Source organism: Streptomyces sp. HUAS 31 (genome assembly GCF_028198125.1).
GTDB lineage: Bacteria > Actinomycetota > Actinomycetes > Streptomycetales > Streptomycetaceae > Streptomyces > Streptomyces chartreusis.
The window spans coordinates 3,340,749-3,356,372 of the sequence record NZ_CP116353.1; the positions used below are offsets into that span (position 1 = coordinate 3,340,749).

Consider the following 15,624-nt stretch of genomic DNA (forward strand, 5'->3'; position numbering starts at 1 on the left):
GCGGCTCCTGGTGCTGCCTTATGTCGACGGTACCTTGCCTGGCCCCCCGTTCGGGCCCCCCTTGGCGCGGTTCACTTTGACGTGCACCGTCCCAAACCGTGCCAAGGGGCAGCAGACAATACCGGGTCCGCGTCAGCGAACGTCGGCGTTGTTCATCTTCCGGGTGGAGATGATCTGGTCGATCAGCCCGTACGACAGCGCGTCCTCGGCCGTGAGGATCTTGTCGCGCTCGATGTCCTCGCGGATCTTCTCGATCGCCGTCGTGGAGTGCTTGGCCAGCATCTCCTCCAGCTGCGAGCGCATCCGGAGGATCTCGTTGGCGGCGATCTCCAGGTCGGAGACCTGACCGCGGCCGGTCTCGCTGTACGGCTGGTGGATCAGCACACGGGCGTTCGGAAGCGCCATGCGCTTGCCGGGCGTGCCCGCGGCCAGCAGGATCGCGGCGGCGGACGCCGCCTGGCCCATGCAGACCGTCTGGATGTCCGGCTTCACGAACTGCATCGTGTCGTAGATGGCCGTGAGCGCCGTGAAGGAGCCACCGGGGCTGTTGATGTAGACCGAGATGTCCCGGTCGGGGTCCATCGACTCCAGGCACAGCAGCTGCGCCATGACGTCGTTGGCGGAGGCGTCGTCGATCTGCACGCCGAGGAAGATCACGCGCTCCTCGAACAGCTTCGCGTACGGGTCGTACTCGCGGATGCCCTGCGAGGTGCGCTCGACGAAGCGCGGGATCACATAGCGGGACTCGGCGGCGGGGCCGGTGTACTCGGCGCGCGTGCGGTCGTACAGGCCGCTGCCGGGGAAGTCGTTCACTGTCTGTCTCCTAGAGGCTGTGGCGGTCGGCTGGGGGCTTCCAGGGGGCCTCAGGCCGCCCCGGTGCCGCCGCCGCCCGGCATCCCGGCGGCCGTCGGGATGACGTCGTCGATGAGGCCGTACTCCTTGGCCTCGAAGGCGTCGAACCAGCGGTCACGGTCCGAGTCGCGGGTGATCTGCTCGACCGACTGGCCGGTGTGCTGGGAGGTGAGCTCGGCCATGCGCTTCTTGGTGTGCAGCAGCCGCTCGGCGTGGATCTTGATGTCGGAGGCCGAGCCCGCCAGGCCCGCGGAGGGCTGGTGGATCAGGATCTCGGCGTTCGGCAGCGCGAAGCGCTTGCCGGGGGTGCCCGCGCTCAGCAGGAACTGGCCCATGGAGGCGGCGAGGCCCATGGCGATGGTCACCACGTCGTTCTTGATGAACTGCATGGTGTCGTAGATCGCCATACCGGCCGTGATCGAGCCGCCCGGGCTGTTGATGTACAGGTAGATGTCCTTGTCCGGGTCGGCGGCAAGGAGCAGCAGCTGTGCGGTGATCTTGTTGGCAATGTCGTCGTCGACCGGCTGGCCGAGGAAGATGATCCGCTCGCCGAGCAGCCGGTTGTAGACCTGGTCGCCGAGGCCACCACCGATAGAGGGCTCGCCGGCGGCGTAGGGCATCAGATTCGTCACGTCTCCACCTGCTCGTCTTACGACGGCGCCGGGCCGTCTCACGTGTTCCCTGCGGGGGGCCTCCGGCGGTTTCGCCGACTTCCCTGCCCCCATACTCATGGACCCTAACGCGCAGGCTGTGCGGTGCCATCCCGGTTCCGTGAGTGTTCGCCGGGGGCGTAGAGCCACGGGCGGTGGGCCGATGCCTACGCGCCGTTGCGCCGTCGGGCCCCGGGCGGCCGCGGGATACGGAAGAAGGGCCCCGGGGATTTCTCATCCCCGGGGCCCCTTCCTACGACCTTCTAGGCGCCGTGGGCTCAGCCCTCGGACTTCTCCTCGGCGGCCTCGTCGGCGGTGCCCTCGGCGGCCTCGACCGTCTCGGTGGCCTGCTCGACGTCGTCCTCGTCGTCGAGGTCGATGACCTCGCCGTTGGTGTCCTTGACCACGGCCTTCTCGACCACGACGGCCAGGGCCTTGCCGCGGGCGACCTCGCCGACCAGAAGCGGAACCTGGCCGCCCTCGACGACGGCCTGGGCGAACTGGTCGGGGGACATGCCGGAGGAGGCGGCGCGACGCATGAGGTGCTCGGTGAGCTCCTCCTGGTTGACGTTCAGCTTCTCCTGCTTGACGAGCTCGTCCAGGACGAACTGCGTCTTGATGCCCTTGACCGCGGCTTCCTTGGTCTCGGCGTCGAACTCTTCCTCGGTCTTGCCCTGGATCTCCAGGTACTTCGCGAGGTCGAGGCCCATCTGGCCGAGCTGGTGGTGCTCGAGGTTGTGCTTACGGGTGTTGATCTCGTCCTCGAGCAGCTTCTCGGGGACGGGCACCTCGACGAGCTCCAGCAGCTTCTCCAGGACGCGCTCCTGGGCCTGCGTGGCCTGGTCGTACTGCTTCATGTTCTCGAGGCGCTTGCGGCTGTCGGCCTTCAGCTCGTCGAGGGTGTCGAACTCGGAGGCGAGCTGCGCGAACTCGTCGTCCAGCTCGGGCAGTTCGCGGGCGGCGACCTGGGTGACCTTGACGGTGACCTCGGCCTCCTTGCCGGCCGCCGAGCCGCCCTTGAGCTCGGAGGTGAAGGTGGCCTCGCCACCGGCCTCCAGGCCCTTCACGGCGTCGTCGATGCCGTCGAGCAGCTCGCCGGAGCCGATGGTGTAGGAGACGCCGCTGGCGACGCCGTCCTCCAGGACCTCGCCGTCGACCTTGGCCTCCAGGTCGATGGTGACGACGTCGCTGTCCTCGGCGGCACGCTCGACCGGGGAGGTGGACGCGAAGCGCTCACGGAGGTCGGAGACGGCCTTCTCGACGTCCTCGTCGCTGACCTCGACGGCGTCGACCTCGACCTCGATGCCGGAGTAGTCCGGGATCTCGATGGCGGGGCGGATGTCGACCTCGGCGGTGAAGTTCAGCGTCTCGCCGTCCTTCAGCTCGGTGATGTCGACCTCGGGCTGGCCCAGGACGTTGAGCTCGGCCTCGTTGACCGCCTCGGTGTAGAACTTCGGAAGCGCGTCGTTGACCGCCTCCTCCAGGACCGCACCGCGGCCGAACCGCTGGTCGATGACGCGGGCCGGGATCTTGCCCTTGCGGAAGCCCTTCACCGTGACCTGCTGGTTGATCTTCTTGTACGCCGCGTCGAGGCTGTCCTTGAGCTCCTCGAAGGGCACCTCGACAGTGAGCCGAACCCGGGTCGGGTTCAGGGTCTCCACGGCGCTCTTCACGGTTCGGTCTCCTTGTGGGCTGACTTCTTGGTTTCTGCCGGAGCCAGACTGGTCCGGCGGATTTCGCCGCCCGGAGGACCTCGTGACTTCGTACGGAGAGACACACGGGCGTGCAGCTTGCATAGTAACGGCAGCGGGGACACGCCCCCAAAGGCGATCACTGAACGCGATCGCAGGAGGTCGTCGCGCATGTGGCCGGTCTTCGCCGGACCTGGTCGGGGTGGCGGGATTTGAACCCACGGCCTTCCGCTCCCAAAGCGGACGCGCTACCAAGCTGCGCCACACCCCGTGCTGGTGCGACACGTAGGGTACATGCCCGCAGGCAGCGGGGCTGCCGCATTTACGGGGTGTGCGACAAGGGGGGCCGACCCGCTACGATGCATCCTGTGCCGCGGTCGGCTGACCTGCGGCGCGTCCTGTGCGGGCGTAGCTCAATGGTAGAGCCCTAGTCTTCCAAACTAGCTACGCGGGTTCGATTCCCGTCGCCCGCTCTGTAGGCCGAAGGCCCAGGTGAGAGGTTGTTTGCCTCTCACCTGGGCCTTTTGCGTACCTCCCGGGCGGGGGTCAGTCCGTGGCGATCAGCAGGTCCCCCTGGCTGTCTCGCCAGCCGATGCTCACCGCGCCGTCGGCGACGTCGAGGACGTCGAGCTTCACGAAGTGGTCGTAGTCGTCCGGCGTGGTCATGGTCGGCAGTCGCAGGGTGTGGAGCAGGTGGCCGGTGTCCGCGTCGAGGACGAGCAGGTCCGCGTGTATTCGGCGGCCGGTGTCCGCTCCGGTGAGGTAGGGCTGGCGTACGACGTACACCCGGCCGTCGGCGATCTCGGGGAACCCGTACTCCTGGCCGGCCGGCGCCCGCAGCTGCCAGGAGAGGTGTCCGTCCCGGGTGCCGTAGGCACGCAGGAGGGTGTCGTGGTCCTCCGAGCCCTCTTGGGGGTCGGTGCCGGACAGCACGGTGCCGCTGCCCCCGGCGACCACGTCCCGCCCGTCCAGGGGGAGCGTGGCGCGTGGCGAGATCCCCTGGCGGTTCATGTCGAACAACCGGATGGTCCGCGGGTGGTCCGGGGCCGGGGCCGCGAGCGTGTGGCCGTCGCCCCAGACCGTCGGATCGGGGTCCACGATGCGATGCCGCCAGAGGAGCCTGCCCGTGCGGCTGTCGACACCGAGCAGAAGCTCGTACTCGTCCCGGTCGAGGCTCGACACGTTGCACATCACGTGAACGGCGCTCAGACGGTCCGGCAGGGCGTGCACGGAATGGACGAGCGCCTCGGGACATGACTCGGGCATCCTCACCGTCCACAGGCTCCGGCCGTCACGCTCGTCGAAGGCACGCACGGCGCCGTGCGCGTCGGTGACGACCTGGCCGCCGGCCAGCTCCACCGACCGGTAGCCGTCCTCCCGGATCTCCACGCGCCACAGCAGCCTGCCCGTACGCAGATCGATGCCGACAAGCCGCCCGTCGTCGTGGCCGACGACCACGGTGCGTTCCGACACCGTGACCTCCCACGAGACCTTCTTCCCGTCCCGGCGCTCGTAGCGCCAGTACTCCTTGCCGGTGCGCAGGTTCACCGCCGTCACGCCGAAAGCCGTGTCCTGGAGGAACAGCCCGTGCACCAAGGCGTGCTCGTCAGAAGTCCGGCGCACGACGTGGTCAGGTGCGATCGGGGCGTCGGCGGCGAACGCGGCCGGATAGGGGCCGTGGGCTCCGGTGAACACGTCCCGCGACTGGTACCAGTTCACCAGCAGGGCGATCACGAGTAGCACCAGTACGACGAGAAAGCCCCACGCCCCGCCGCGTGCCGCCTGCACGTCCGCGAGGCTCGGAACAGGCGTGCCCGGGCCGCCCCGCAGGCCCACTCCTCGCTCCCCCAGCAGATTCATCCGTTGCGTCATGAATGCCCCCCACAGGCCTTGCCTCCTGCCACATCGGCACGGCGGCCCAGGGATCTTCACCCCCGTGCAGGGGCCACGCAAGCCGGTTCCCCCTGATCGTTTTCCGGTCAGGCCCTCAGGGTGTGCACGTCCACCGTGTAGACGGAGCGGATGCCGTAGGGGACGTAGAGGGCGTCGCCGACCAGGGTCGGTGGGGCGCCGGGGGCGGAGGAGTCGGCGGTGCCGCCGTCGTCGCGGCCCTGGAGGGTGGCCTCGACCGCGCCGGTGCGCACGTTCAGGGCGGCGAGGCGGCCGCTCGGGGACGCCAGGTACAGGTGGGTCGCCGAGGCGGTCGGCAGGCCCGGGGACTCCACGGTGGAGTTGCTCTCCCACAGCCGGCGGCCGCTGTCGGGGGCGACGGCGCGGACGCTGCCGCTGGGGAAGGTGACGTAGAGCGTGCCGTTCAGGAGGGTGGGCGTCGCCGTCTCGGGCTGGGGTTCCGACATCCGTACTGTCGTCACGACGTGCGAGGCGGCGTTGATCAGGGTGATCGTGCGGCGGGTTCCGGTCGTGTTCAGGACGACGAGGCGTCCGTCGGCCTGGCCTACGACGTCCTGGTCCTCGGCCACGGTCACGGTCCAGCGGGGACGCCCGTCGGCCGGGTCGAGCTGCGTGAAGCTCGTGCCGGTGACGGTGTCGTCGGTCCACTTCTGACACACCAGGTAGGCGTTGCCCGCGGCGCTGCGCAGCAGGCAGATCCGGCTGTCCGGGTCCGGCAGCGGGCGCTTCCAGCGGACCTCGCCGGTGTCGGCGTCCAGCAGGGCGTACTGCTGTCCCCTCGCGCCGTACACGGCGACGACGCCCTCCGGTACGGCGGCGGAGTAGCCCTGCTCGCTGTTCGGTTCCGTGGCCTCCGGGCCGTCGCCGGTGACCGTCTTCCAGATCACCTTGCCGGTGTCGGCGTCCAGTGCCTGGACCGTGTAGCGGGAGGGGTTGACGTCGCCCTCGGTCCGGTCGTCGGCGCCGTAGACGTACACACGGCCGCCGCGGGCGGCCATGACGGTGCCCAGGTCGCCGCTGCCGAGTTCGTCGGGGGTGTCGTCGATCGGGCGGGCCCAGGTGTTGCTGCCGTCGGCGAGGGCGAAGCGGGTCGCCATGACGTCGTCCCCGGCGCACACGAGGGACCGGCCGGTGGCCGCGCAGCGGCTGAACGGGCCGTCGGCGTTGATCGGGTCCTCGTCGACGTTCGGGTCCTTGGACTTCTTGTGCCACTCCTGCCAGCCGGCGGGCAGGTCGCCCGCGCTCGGGGCGGGCTCGGAGTCGACCGCGAGGACGGTGAGGGCGGTCGTGGCGGTCAGCAGCAGGGCGCCCAGGGCGGAGGCGAGGAGGAGGCGCCGGCGCCGCCGGGGGCGCGAGGGCCTGGGGGCGTCCGGCGCGGGGGCGGGGCGCGGGTCGGGGAGTTCGCCCTCGCGCAGGAGATGGAGCAACTCGTCCGGCGACGGGCGGGACTTGGGATGTTTTTCCAGACAGAACTGGACGAAGGGGAGCAACTCGGGCGGGACCCCGTCGAGTTCCGCGTCGCCGTCGACGACTCTCACGGCCGTCTCGTAGGGGCTCGGGCTGTCGAAGGGGCCGTGGCCGGTGGCGGCGTAGGCGACGACCGAGCCGAGGGAGAAGACGTCCGCGGCGGGGCCCACGTCCTGCGGGGACGAGAACTGCTCGGGGGACATGAAGGGCGGGGTGCCCATCACGCGGCCGGTCTGGGTGAGCACGTCGGCCGCGGCGAACTCGGTGGTGCGGGAGATGCCGAAGTCGATGACCCTGGGGCCGTCCTCGGCGAGCATCACATTGGCCGGTTTCAGATCCCGGTGGACCATCCCGGCGCGGTGGATGTCCCGGATCGCCTCGGCCAGCCCTGCGGCGAGTTCGCGCAGTTGCGGCGGCGGCAGGGGGCCGTGGCGGCGGACATGGGTGCCGAGATCCTCGCCGGGGATGTAGAGCGTGGCCATCCAGGGGCGCGGCGCGTCGGCGTCGGCGTCCACGACGGGGGCCGTGAAGGCACCGCTGACCTGACGGGCGGCGGCCACCTCGCGGCGGAAGCGGGTGCGGAACTCGTCGTCGTCGGCGTACTGCGCGTGCACGACCTTCACGGCGAGGCGGCGACCGGAGGCGGAGCGGGCCAGGTACACCACGCCCATGCCGCCGGAGCCGAGGCGGTCCTCGATCCGGTAGCCCCCGATCTCAGCCGGGTCCGTTTCGCGCAGCGCCATCCCTTACGTCCCCCGTCCGCACCGTCGCCCGAAGCGTTCGACGATCGCGAACGAGGGTATCCGTACCCTTTCGGGCCGCCCCACGGACCCTAGAACTGGATGGAGTTGATGGTCTCGGCTATCGAGTTGAGGAACCGCTGGATGTCGTCGGCCATGCCCGTCGAGGCCAGGAAGAAGCCGAACAGCACGGCGACGACGGCAGGGCCGGCCTTCAGGGATCCGCCACGGATCAGCACCACCAGGACGATCGCCAACAGCAACACCACTGACAGCGAAATGGCCACAACAGATCACACCCTCGGTCGGTCCGCTCTCCCGGCCCGGGGACGCGACCCCGCGCACCCCCGCCAGAACCATCGTGCCACCAACCGGGCCTCGCTATGCGGCACGTGACGTTTCGTTCGCCACACCTGTGCCGGATCTGTGACGGTCCGCGGACGTACCGACCTCTCGCATCACCCCCGTCCGACATTTCGGCGAGAGATCGGCGCAGAGAATTCGAAGGGATCGTTTCCATCGCCACACAACATGTTCGCCGCTATTTCGAATTCGCAACACGGTGATCATTTCATCGGCGTCACCTCCTTGCCATATGCACTACTTAGTCAGGATGAATCCGGACAAGAAGGGTGACCAACGGGTGTCTACCAGGTGCATGTTCGCTGTACATGCGAAGTCGCTCGCAATAACCGCTAATGACCTCGGGGGTTTTACGAAATCCCACAGGCAACGCTAGGGTGCCTCAGATGTTCCACGCTGCCTCGTCCCCCGCATACGCAGCGAGGTCCTGGATCCGCTACCCGGGCTTCCGACGGGAGGGTCTGTGACGGACTCGCTGCGACCGCACGGCCACAACAGAGCGCCACTCCCCCCGACACAGCAGTCGGCGGACGGAGTGCCGAGTCCGCGCTCACCGCAGGGCAGGAAGGCTCAGGGCGACGCCAGAGCCGCGTCCAGCGGTGCCAAGCAGCGCGACGCGTTCTTCGACAACGCCAAGTACCTGGCGATCGTGCTCGTCGCCATAGGCCACGCCTGGGAGCCGATCAAGGGCGACAGCCGGATCCTGGAGGCCGTGTACACCGTCGTGTACACCTTCCACATGCCGGCGTTCATCATCATCTCCGGCTTCTTCTCGCGCAGTTTCGACGCGAGCCCGAACCGCCTGAAGCGTCTGATCACCGGCGTCGCGGTGCCGTACGTCGTCTTCGAGACGGCCTATCCGCTCTTCAAGCGCTGGATCGACGAGGACCCGGGCCAGGACATCAGCCTCCTGGACCCGTGGTACCTGACGTGGTTCCTGTGCGCGCTGTTCATCTGGCGCATGACGACGCCGATCTGGAAGATGGTGCGCTGGCCGCTGCCGATCGCGCTCGGCCTCGCCATGGCGGCGACGGTCACCCCGGAGATCGGCGACGACCTCGACCTCCAGCGGGTCCTTCAGTTCCTGCCGTACTTCGTGCTGGGTCTGATCATGAAGCCCGAGCACTTCCACATGGTGCGCACGCGCACGGTGCGGATCCTGTCCGTGCCGGTGTTCACCCTCGCGCTGGCCATCGGCTGGTGGGCGGTGCCGCGCATGAACACCGCGTGGTTCTACCACCGGGACGCCGCACAGGAGCTGCACGCCCCGTGGTGGACCGGGCCGGTCATGGTCCTGGCGATGTTCGGTTGCTCCCTCGTGCTGACGGCCTGCTTCTTCGCCTGGGTGCCGCGTCGCCACATGTGGTTCACGGCACTCGGCGCGGGCACCCTGTACGGCTACCTCCTGCACGGCTTCGTCGTGAAGGCCGGTGACTACCAGGGCTGGTTCGAGCACGCCTGGCTGCAGCGCCCGCTCGGCGAGATCTTCGTCAGCGTCGTCGCGGCCGTCGGCGTCACGCTGCTGTGCACCGCGCCGGTGCAGCGCATGTTCCGGTTCGCGATGGAGCCCAAGATGGAGTGGGCGTTCAAGCGGGACGCGGCCCAGCTGGCCCGGGAGCGGGAGAAGCGCGAGGGCGCGACCGCGCGCGAGAAGGTCAACGCCTGACCCCGCGCCGTTCCTTCACAGCATGGACAGACCGAGAAGCGCGCGCATCCGTGCGTACTTCTCGGTCAGTCGTTTCCGGGTCGCTTCGTCCAGGACCGCCAGGCGCGCCGGGTCCGCGTTGTGCGCCAGGTCCGCCTCCTTCACCAGCAGCGCGCCCGGGGTGGCGAGGATCCGCGCGGCGTAGACCTCGGGCGGCTCTCCGGCCCGCTTGGTGACCGCGCGCACCACGTCCTTCGTACGACGGCTCAGCGCGGCCTCTTCCAGCCACTGCTCGGACAGCGCGTCGTCCTCCACGGCGTCGTGCAGCCAGGCCGCGGCGATCAGCTCCTCGTCGCCGCCACGCGCGCGTACGCCCTCGGCGACGGCGCCCAGATGCTCGGTGTACGGCCGCCCGGCCTTGTCGGTCTGGCTCGCGTGGGCGGCGCGGGCGACGGCCTCCACGTCGGCGAGGGACAGTGTCGCGTGCGGGGTGCTCTGCGGCTGCGGTGTCTCGGTCACCCGCCCAGTGTCGCCCCTCCGGCTCAGCGGGCGGCAGCCGTCGTCGTCGGGCCCTCGCGGGAGATCAGCAGGAGCGCCCGGTCGTCGTTGACGTCCTTCGCCACCGCCTCGATGAGGTGCCAGGCGGCGCCGTGGAAGCCGCCGGCGACATAGCGGTCGGCCTCGCCGGTGAGGCGGTCTATGCCCTCGACGATGTCGCGGTCGGACGTCTCGACCAGACCGTCCGTGAAGAGCATCAGGACGTCGCCGGGACGCAGCGAGCCCTTCACGGGGTCGAACTGGGCGCCGTCGTACACGCCGAGGAGGGGGCCCTCGGCCGCCTTCTCCTCCCAGCGGCCGCTGCCCGCGCTCAGTTGCAGGCCCGGCGGGTGGCCCGCCGAGTAGAGCTCGTAGTCGCCCGAGTCGAGGTCCAGGACGAGGTGGATGGAGGTGGCGAAGCCCTCGTCCCAGTCCTGGCGCAGTAGGTAGCCGTTGGCGGCCGGCAGGAACGCGTGCGGGGGCAGGCTGCCCAGGAGGCCGCCGAAGGCTCCGGAGAGCAGCAGGGCGCGGGAGCCGGCGTCCATGCCCTTGCCGGACACGTCCGTCAGGACGGCCTCCAGGGTGCGGCCGCCGTTCGTGCGGGCCGCCACCACGAAGTCGCCGGAGAAAGACTGGCCGCCCGCGGGGCGCAGGGCCATCTCGCGGTGCCAGCCGTGCGGCAGTTGCGGCAGCTTGCTCTGCACGCGGATCCGCTCGCGAAGGTCGAAGAGCATGGTGCCGCCGCGCCGCCAGGGCACGCCGACGCGGCTGCGGAACTGCGCGATGAGCAGACCGAAGAAACCGCACGCCGCCACGACCAGGACCACGCCCGGGGTGACTCTGGACGGACCCTCCGTGTAAGGACCGAGTTGCACCGACTCCACGATGAGGGCGGTAGCCGCCGCCGCGTACAGACCCAGCAGGCTCGCCGGGCGCAGCAGCAGCCCCCCGGCCACGATCGGCAGGACCAGCGCGGCCGGTGAGAACCACACCGAGTTGGCCATCGTGGCGCTGCAGATCAGCGGCACGGTCACGAGCAGTCCGGCGAGCGCGACCCAGTCGGAGCCGTCACCGCGGAAGTAGTCCACGGCGCTTCTGCGCAGGCCGACGCGGACCCGGTGCCAGTGCATCCTCAACCGGGCCATGAACGTCTCGGCGGCCGTGCGCCGCTCTCGTCCTGCTGCCATTAGTTCGGGACCCTATCCATCGGACCAGCTGCTTGGCACGGGAGGTCCCACTTGTCCCCCGTCCGAGGTTCAACTTCACAGTGAACTTCACAGAAAGACGTCCCGTCGCCGCAAGGAGAAATTCCCTCGCTCGTCCCGCATTGCGCTGGTAGGCATGGTTCATGGCGAAAGACAGTGTGAGCGAGGCCGACCGCCTGGAGCTGCGGGCGCTGCGTCAGGACGAGTGGGACATCTGGTACGACACCCTCATCCGCGCCTTCGGTGGCGTCGCGGAGGCGGCGGAGGAGCGGGAGTTGTGGAACTCGCTCACCGAGTTCGACCGGTCCCTCGGGGTCTGGGACAAGGACGCGTGCGTGGGGACGGCCGGGGCGTTCAGCTTCCGGCTCACCGTGCCCGGTGGTGCGGCCGTGGACGCCGCGGGCGTCACGATGGTCAGCGTCGCCGCCACGCACCGCAGGCGCGGCGTCCTGACGTCGATGATGCGCCGGCAGTTGGACGACGTGCGCGAGTGGGGCCGGCCGCTGGCGGTGCTGACCGCCTCCGAGCCGGCGATCTACGGCCGGTTCGGCTACGGCATCGGCACCCACCAGGTCAGCGCCGAGATCGACACCTCGCGCGTGCGGCTGTCCGTGCCGCCCGGCACGGATGACGTACGTCTGCGCTACGCCGCACCGGCCGACGTCCTCGACGCGTGCGAGGCGGTGTACGCGCACCGGGTGTCACGCCGGCCGGGGATGATCGCGCGGCTGCCCGGCTGGGAGCGGCTCGGGCTGCTCGACCCGGAGAACGACCGGGAGGGCGCGTCGCCGATCCAGTGCGTGCTGGCGGAGCGGGACGACGAGGTCGTCGGGTACGCGCGCTTCCGCGTGAAGCCGGAGTGGGACGGCAACGGCCCGAGCGGTGTCGTGCTGCTGCGGGACGTACAGGCCCTGGACCCGGCGGCGGAGGCCGCGCTGTGGCGGTTCCTGTTCGGCATCGACCTGACGTCCACGGTGAAGGCGTGGTCGCGGCCGCTGGACGAGGCGTGGCAGTACCAGGTCTCGGACATCCGGCGGTGCGTGGTGCGGGTGAAGGACGCCCTGCATGTACGGCTGGTGGACGTCGGGGCCGCGCTGGAGGCGCGGACGTATCAGGCGCCGGTGGACGTGGTGTTCGAGGTGGAGGACGACTTCTGCCCCTGGAACGCGGGGCGTTGGCGGCTGAGCGGGGACGCCAAGGGCGCGTCGTGCGCTCGTACCACGGACGCCGCCGATCTCGCCCTGTCCGTACGGGAGTTGGGGGCGGCCTACCTCGGCGGGGTGAGTCTCGCGGCGCTGGGCGCGGCCGGGCGGGTGCGGGAGCTGCGGCAGGGGGCGCTGGCGGAGGCGTCGGTCGGTTTCGCGTCCACGGTGGCCCCGTGGCTGCCGCACGGCTTCTGAGGCGCCCCTGACCGCCTTACGGGCGTTGGCAGTTCGGGCACCAGAAGAGGTTGCGGGCGGCGAGGTCGGCGGTGCGGATCTCGCCGTCGCAGATGTGGCAGGGCATGGTGGCCCGGCGGTAGACGTAGACCTCGCCGCCGTGGTCGTCGACGCGGGGCGGACGGCCCATCGCCTGAGGGGTGTGCTCGGGGCGGACGGTGTCGATGCGGTTGTTGCGGACGCCCTCGTGCATGAGCTCGACGAGGTCGCCCCAGATCGCGTCCCACTGGGCCGGGGTGATGTCCTTGCCCGCGCGGTAGGGGTCGACGCGGTGCCGGAAGAGGACCTCGGCGCGGTAGACGTTGCCGACGCCCGCGATGACCTTCTGGTCCATGAGCAGGGCGGCGATCGTCGTACGGCTGCGGGAGATCCGGCGGTACGCCTGCTGCGGGTCGGCGTCGTCGCGCAGGGGGTCGGGGCCGAGGCGGTCGTGTATCGCCTGCTTCTCGGTGTCGGCGATCAGGGCGCAGGTGGTGGGGCCGCGCAGATCGACGTACGCGGTGGTGTTCGCGAGGCGGAGCCGGACGGTGTCCGTGGGCGGGGGCGCGGGGGCGTCGCCGAAGTTGACCTTGCCGAAGAGGCCCAGGTGGATGTGGATCCAGTCGGCGTCGCGGAAGCCGAGGAAGAGGTGCTTGCCGTGGGCCTCGGTGCGGGTGAGTTCGGCGCGGTCGAGGAGGGCCGCGGCGTCGGAGAACTTGCCCTGGGGGCTGGTGACCCGGGGGGCCGTGCCGAGGAACGCGGCGGCGTAGTCCTTGGCCAGCCGGTGGATGGTGTGCCCCTCAGGCACGATCGCTCCTTCTGTGCGTGAAGGGGCGGCAGCCCCTTCGGCCCGCGCCCAGGGGGCTCTGCCCCCTGGACCCCCGTCAGCCCTGGACGGGCCTCGTCCTCAAACGCCGGACGGGCTGAAACAGATCACCCGGCGCGAAAGAGCTACTGCTGCGGGTGGTGGGCCGGGATCGGGGGCAGGTCGCCCGTCGTCTCGTAGTCCGCGAGCATGTCGATGCGGCGGATGTGGCGCTCGTCACCCGAGAACGGGGTGCCCAGGAAGGTCTCGACGAACTTGGTCGCCTCTTCCGTGGTGTGCATGCGCGCGCCGACCGCGACGACGTTGGCGTCGTTGTGCTGACGGCCGAGCTGCGCCGTCTCCTCGCTCCAGGCCAGGGCCGCGCGGACACCCTTCACCTTGTTCGCGGCGATCTGCTCGCCGTTGCCCGAGCCGCCGATCACGATGCCGAGGGCGTCGGGGTCCGCGGCCGTCCGCTCCGCCGCGCGGAGACAGAAGGGCGGGTAGTCGTCCTGGGCGTCGTAGATGTGGGGGCCGCAGTCGACGGGGTCGTGGCCGGCCGCCTTCAGCCAGTCGACGAGGTGGTTCTTGAGTTCGTAGCCCGCATGGTCCGAGCCGAGATACACGCGCATGGGACGAGTGTGACACGGCTGTTTCCGGGCAGCAGCGTCGGGTGTCGAACGTGTCAATTGTGACCTGAGCCATGGAAGCTCAAGGAAACCTCAAGTAACAATCCCGAATCAAAGGTTCCCGAATCCGTTCTCCTCCGATTCACTGGTCCGACTCGTACGCCACACGCAATCCGCTTGTGCGAGGACCGCTCCCCACGGCGCAAAGGAAATCCCTTCCATGACTTCGCAGCCGACAAAGAAGACGGCCGAACCGGCCCCCGGGGGCCACGGCCTACAGGCCGGGCTCAAGAACCGCCATCTGTCCATGATCGCGATCGGCGGCGTCATCGGCGCCGGCCTGTTCGTCGGGTCCAGCTCCGGTATCGCCACGGCCGGCCCCGGCATCCTCCTTTCCTACGCACTCGTCGGCACGCTCGTGGTGCTGGTGATGCGGATGCTCGGTGAGATGTCGGCGGCCAACCCGACGTCCGGGTCGTTCTCCGCCCACGCCGACCGGGCGCTCGGCCGCTGGGCCGGGTTCTCCATCGGCTGGCTGTACTGGTTCTTCTGGGTGGTCGTGCTGGCGGTCGAGGCGACCGCCGGTGCGGTGATCCTGGAGGGCTGGATCCCGGCCGTCCCGCAGTGGGGCTGGGCCCTGATCGTCATGGTGGTGCTGACCGCCACCAACCTGGTCTCCGTCGGCTCGTACGGCGAGTTCGAGTTCTGGTTCGCCGGGATCAAGGTCGTCGCGATCGCCGCGTTCATCGTCATCGGCGGGCTGGCCATCTTCGGGCTGCTGCCGGGCGTCGACAGCGACCAGGCCGGGCTGAGCAACCTCACCGACCACGGCGGCTTCCTGCCGCACGGACCGGGCGCGATCCTCACCGGTGTGCTGCTGGTCGTCTTCTCCTTCATGGGAAGCGAGATCGCCACCCTCGCGGCCGGTGAGTCCGAGAACCCGCAGCAGGCCGTCACCAAGGCGACCAACAGCATCATCTGGCGTGTGGCCGTGTTCTACCTCGGCTCGATCCTCGTCGTGGTCTCCCTGCTGCCCTGGGACAGCAAGGCCATCGCCGACAAGGGCTCCTACGTCGCCGCGCTCGACTCCCTCGGCATCGCGCACGCCGGTCAGATCATGAACTTCATCGTGCTGACCTCGGTGCTGTCCTGTCTCAACTCCGGGCTCTACACCGCCTCCCGCATGGCCTTCTCGCTCGGCCAGCGCGGGGACGCGCCGAAGGGCTTCGCCCGCACGACCGGCAACGGCGTGCCGCGGACCGCGATCCTCGTGTCCGTCGCGTTCGGCTTCGTGGCCGTGTTCTTCAACTACAAGTTCCCGGACTCCGTCTTCCTCTTCCTCGTCAACTCCTCCGGCGCGGTCGCGCTGTTCGTCTGGCTGGTCATCTGCTTCTCGCAGCTGCGCATGCGCAAGATCATCCAGCGTGAGTCGCCGGAGAAGCTCGTCGTGAAGATGTGGCTGTACCCGTACCTGACCTGGGCGACGGCCGCACTGATCGTGTTCGTGCTTGGCTACATGCTGACCGACACCGAGCACGACGGGCGCAAGACCGTGCTGCTGTCGCTGCTGGTCGCCGCGGCCGTGCTGGCCGTCGCCTTCGTGAAGGAGAAGGTCCGCGGCGGGCGCCCGGCGGGCGTCGGGGCCGTGGCCTCCGAGACGGAGCGCGACGAGGTCAGGACCGGCTGAGTCGCCGGCCGTGTACCGCCTGAG

General features: G+C 69.7%; 13 protein-coding genes and 2 tRNA genes. 4 read left to right on the plus strand and 11 right to left on the minus strand.

Annotated elements, in window-relative coordinates; genetic code table 11:
- Window positions 1–132 precede the first annotated feature (132 nt).
- The 4 genes from PGH47_RS14690 to PGH47_RS14705 form a co-directional block, all read right to left on the minus strand.
- Entirely contained in the window at window positions 133–813 is a 681-nt protein-coding gene (locus PGH47_RS14690; protein ID WP_107906539.1) for an ATP-dependent Clp protease proteolytic subunit, read from the minus strand.
- 50 nt (window positions 814–863) lie between these two features.
- Entirely contained in the window at window positions 864–1,472 is a 609-nt protein-coding gene (locus PGH47_RS14695) for an ATP-dependent Clp protease proteolytic subunit (protein WP_030967072.1), read from the minus strand.
- Between the two features lie 308 nt (window positions 1,473–1,780).
- Window positions 1,781–3,175: a trigger factor gene (gene tig, locus PGH47_RS14700; protein WP_126900001.1), complete on the minus strand. Its 1,395-nt coding sequence runs from the start codon at window positions 3,173–3,175 to the stop codon at window positions 1,781–1,783.
- A gap of 212 nt (window positions 3,176–3,387) precedes the next feature.
- Window positions 3,388–3,464: transfer RNA gene (locus tag PGH47_RS14705), tRNA-Pro, on the minus strand.
- Window positions 3,465–3,595: 131 nt separating this feature from the next.
- Between PGH47_RS14705 and PGH47_RS14710 the strand changes: the two genes are divergently transcribed.
- A tRNA-Gly gene (locus PGH47_RS14710) sits at window positions 3,596–3,666 on the plus strand.
- A gap of 73 nt (window positions 3,667–3,739) precedes the next feature.
- Here PGH47_RS14710 and PGH47_RS14715 read toward each other — a convergent pair.
- From PGH47_RS14715 to PGH47_RS14725, 3 genes are all read right to left on the minus strand, one after another.
- Complete coding sequence (locus PGH47_RS14715) at window positions 3,740–5,065, minus strand: PQQ-binding-like beta-propeller repeat protein (RefSeq protein ID WP_271663809.1); 1,326 nt, start codon at window positions 5,063–5,065, stop codon at window positions 3,740–3,742.
- A gap of 107 nt (window positions 5,066–5,172) precedes the next feature.
- The gene (locus PGH47_RS14720) at window positions 5,173–7,314 is read right to left on the minus strand and encodes a serine/threonine-protein kinase (protein WP_271663810.1); all 2,142 of its coding nucleotides are present in this window, start codon (window positions 7,312–7,314) and stop codon (window positions 5,173–5,175) included.
- Between the two features lie 89 nt (window positions 7,315–7,403).
- Entirely contained in the window at window positions 7,404–7,598 is a 195-nt protein-coding gene (locus PGH47_RS14725; protein ID WP_004001285.1) for a hypothetical protein, read from the minus strand.
- A gap of 539 nt (window positions 7,599–8,137) precedes the next feature.
- Here PGH47_RS14725 and PGH47_RS14730 point away from each other — a divergent pair.
- Entirely contained in the window at window positions 8,138–9,340 is a 1,203-nt protein-coding gene (locus PGH47_RS14730) for an acyltransferase family protein (RefSeq protein WP_271663811.1), read from the plus strand.
- Window positions 9,341–9,355: 15 nt separating this feature from the next.
- Here PGH47_RS14730 and PGH47_RS14735 read toward each other — a convergent pair whose 3' ends face one another.
- Window positions 9,356–9,838: an HD domain-containing protein gene (locus PGH47_RS14735; protein ID WP_271663812.1), complete on the minus strand. Its 483-nt coding sequence runs from the start codon at window positions 9,836–9,838 to the stop codon at window positions 9,356–9,358.
- A 23-nt stretch (window positions 9,839–9,861) separates the two neighbouring features.
- Complete coding sequence (locus PGH47_RS14740) at window positions 9,862–11,043, minus strand: PP2C family protein-serine/threonine phosphatase (RefSeq protein WP_125529001.1); 1,182 nt, start codon at window positions 11,041–11,043, stop codon at window positions 9,862–9,864.
- 161 nt (window positions 11,044–11,204) lie between these two features.
- On the opposite strand from PGH47_RS14740, the gene PGH47_RS14745 reads away from it, so the two are divergent.
- On the plus strand, window positions 11,205–12,461 hold the full coding sequence (locus PGH47_RS14745; RefSeq protein ID WP_271663813.1) for a GNAT family N-acetyltransferase: 1,257 nt from the start codon (window positions 11,205–11,207) through the stop codon (window positions 12,459–12,461).
- Window positions 12,462–12,477: 16 nt separating this feature from the next.
- On the opposite strand, the gene PGH47_RS14750 is transcribed toward PGH47_RS14745, so the two are convergent.
- Both PGH47_RS14750 and PGH47_RS14755 read right to left on the minus strand, forming a co-directional pair.
- Entirely contained in the window at window positions 12,478–13,287 is an 810-nt protein-coding gene (locus tag PGH47_RS14750) for an Fpg/Nei family DNA glycosylase (protein WP_271663814.1), read from the minus strand.
- Between the two features lie 143 nt (window positions 13,288–13,430).
- Window positions 13,431–13,916, minus strand: a complete 486-nt coding sequence (locus PGH47_RS14755) for a ribose-5-phosphate isomerase (RefSeq protein ID WP_107906532.1) — start codon at window positions 13,914–13,916, stop codon at window positions 13,431–13,433.
- A 217-nt stretch (window positions 13,917–14,133) separates the two neighbouring features.
- Between PGH47_RS14755 and PGH47_RS14760 the strand changes: the two genes are divergently transcribed.
- Window positions 14,134–15,600 carry an amino acid permease gene (locus PGH47_RS14760; RefSeq protein ID WP_271663815.1) on the plus strand — a complete coding sequence of 489 codons (1,467 nt, stop codon included), beginning with the start codon at window positions 14,134–14,136 and terminating at the stop codon, window positions 15,598–15,600.
- Window positions 15,601–15,624: the final 24 nt, after the last annotated feature.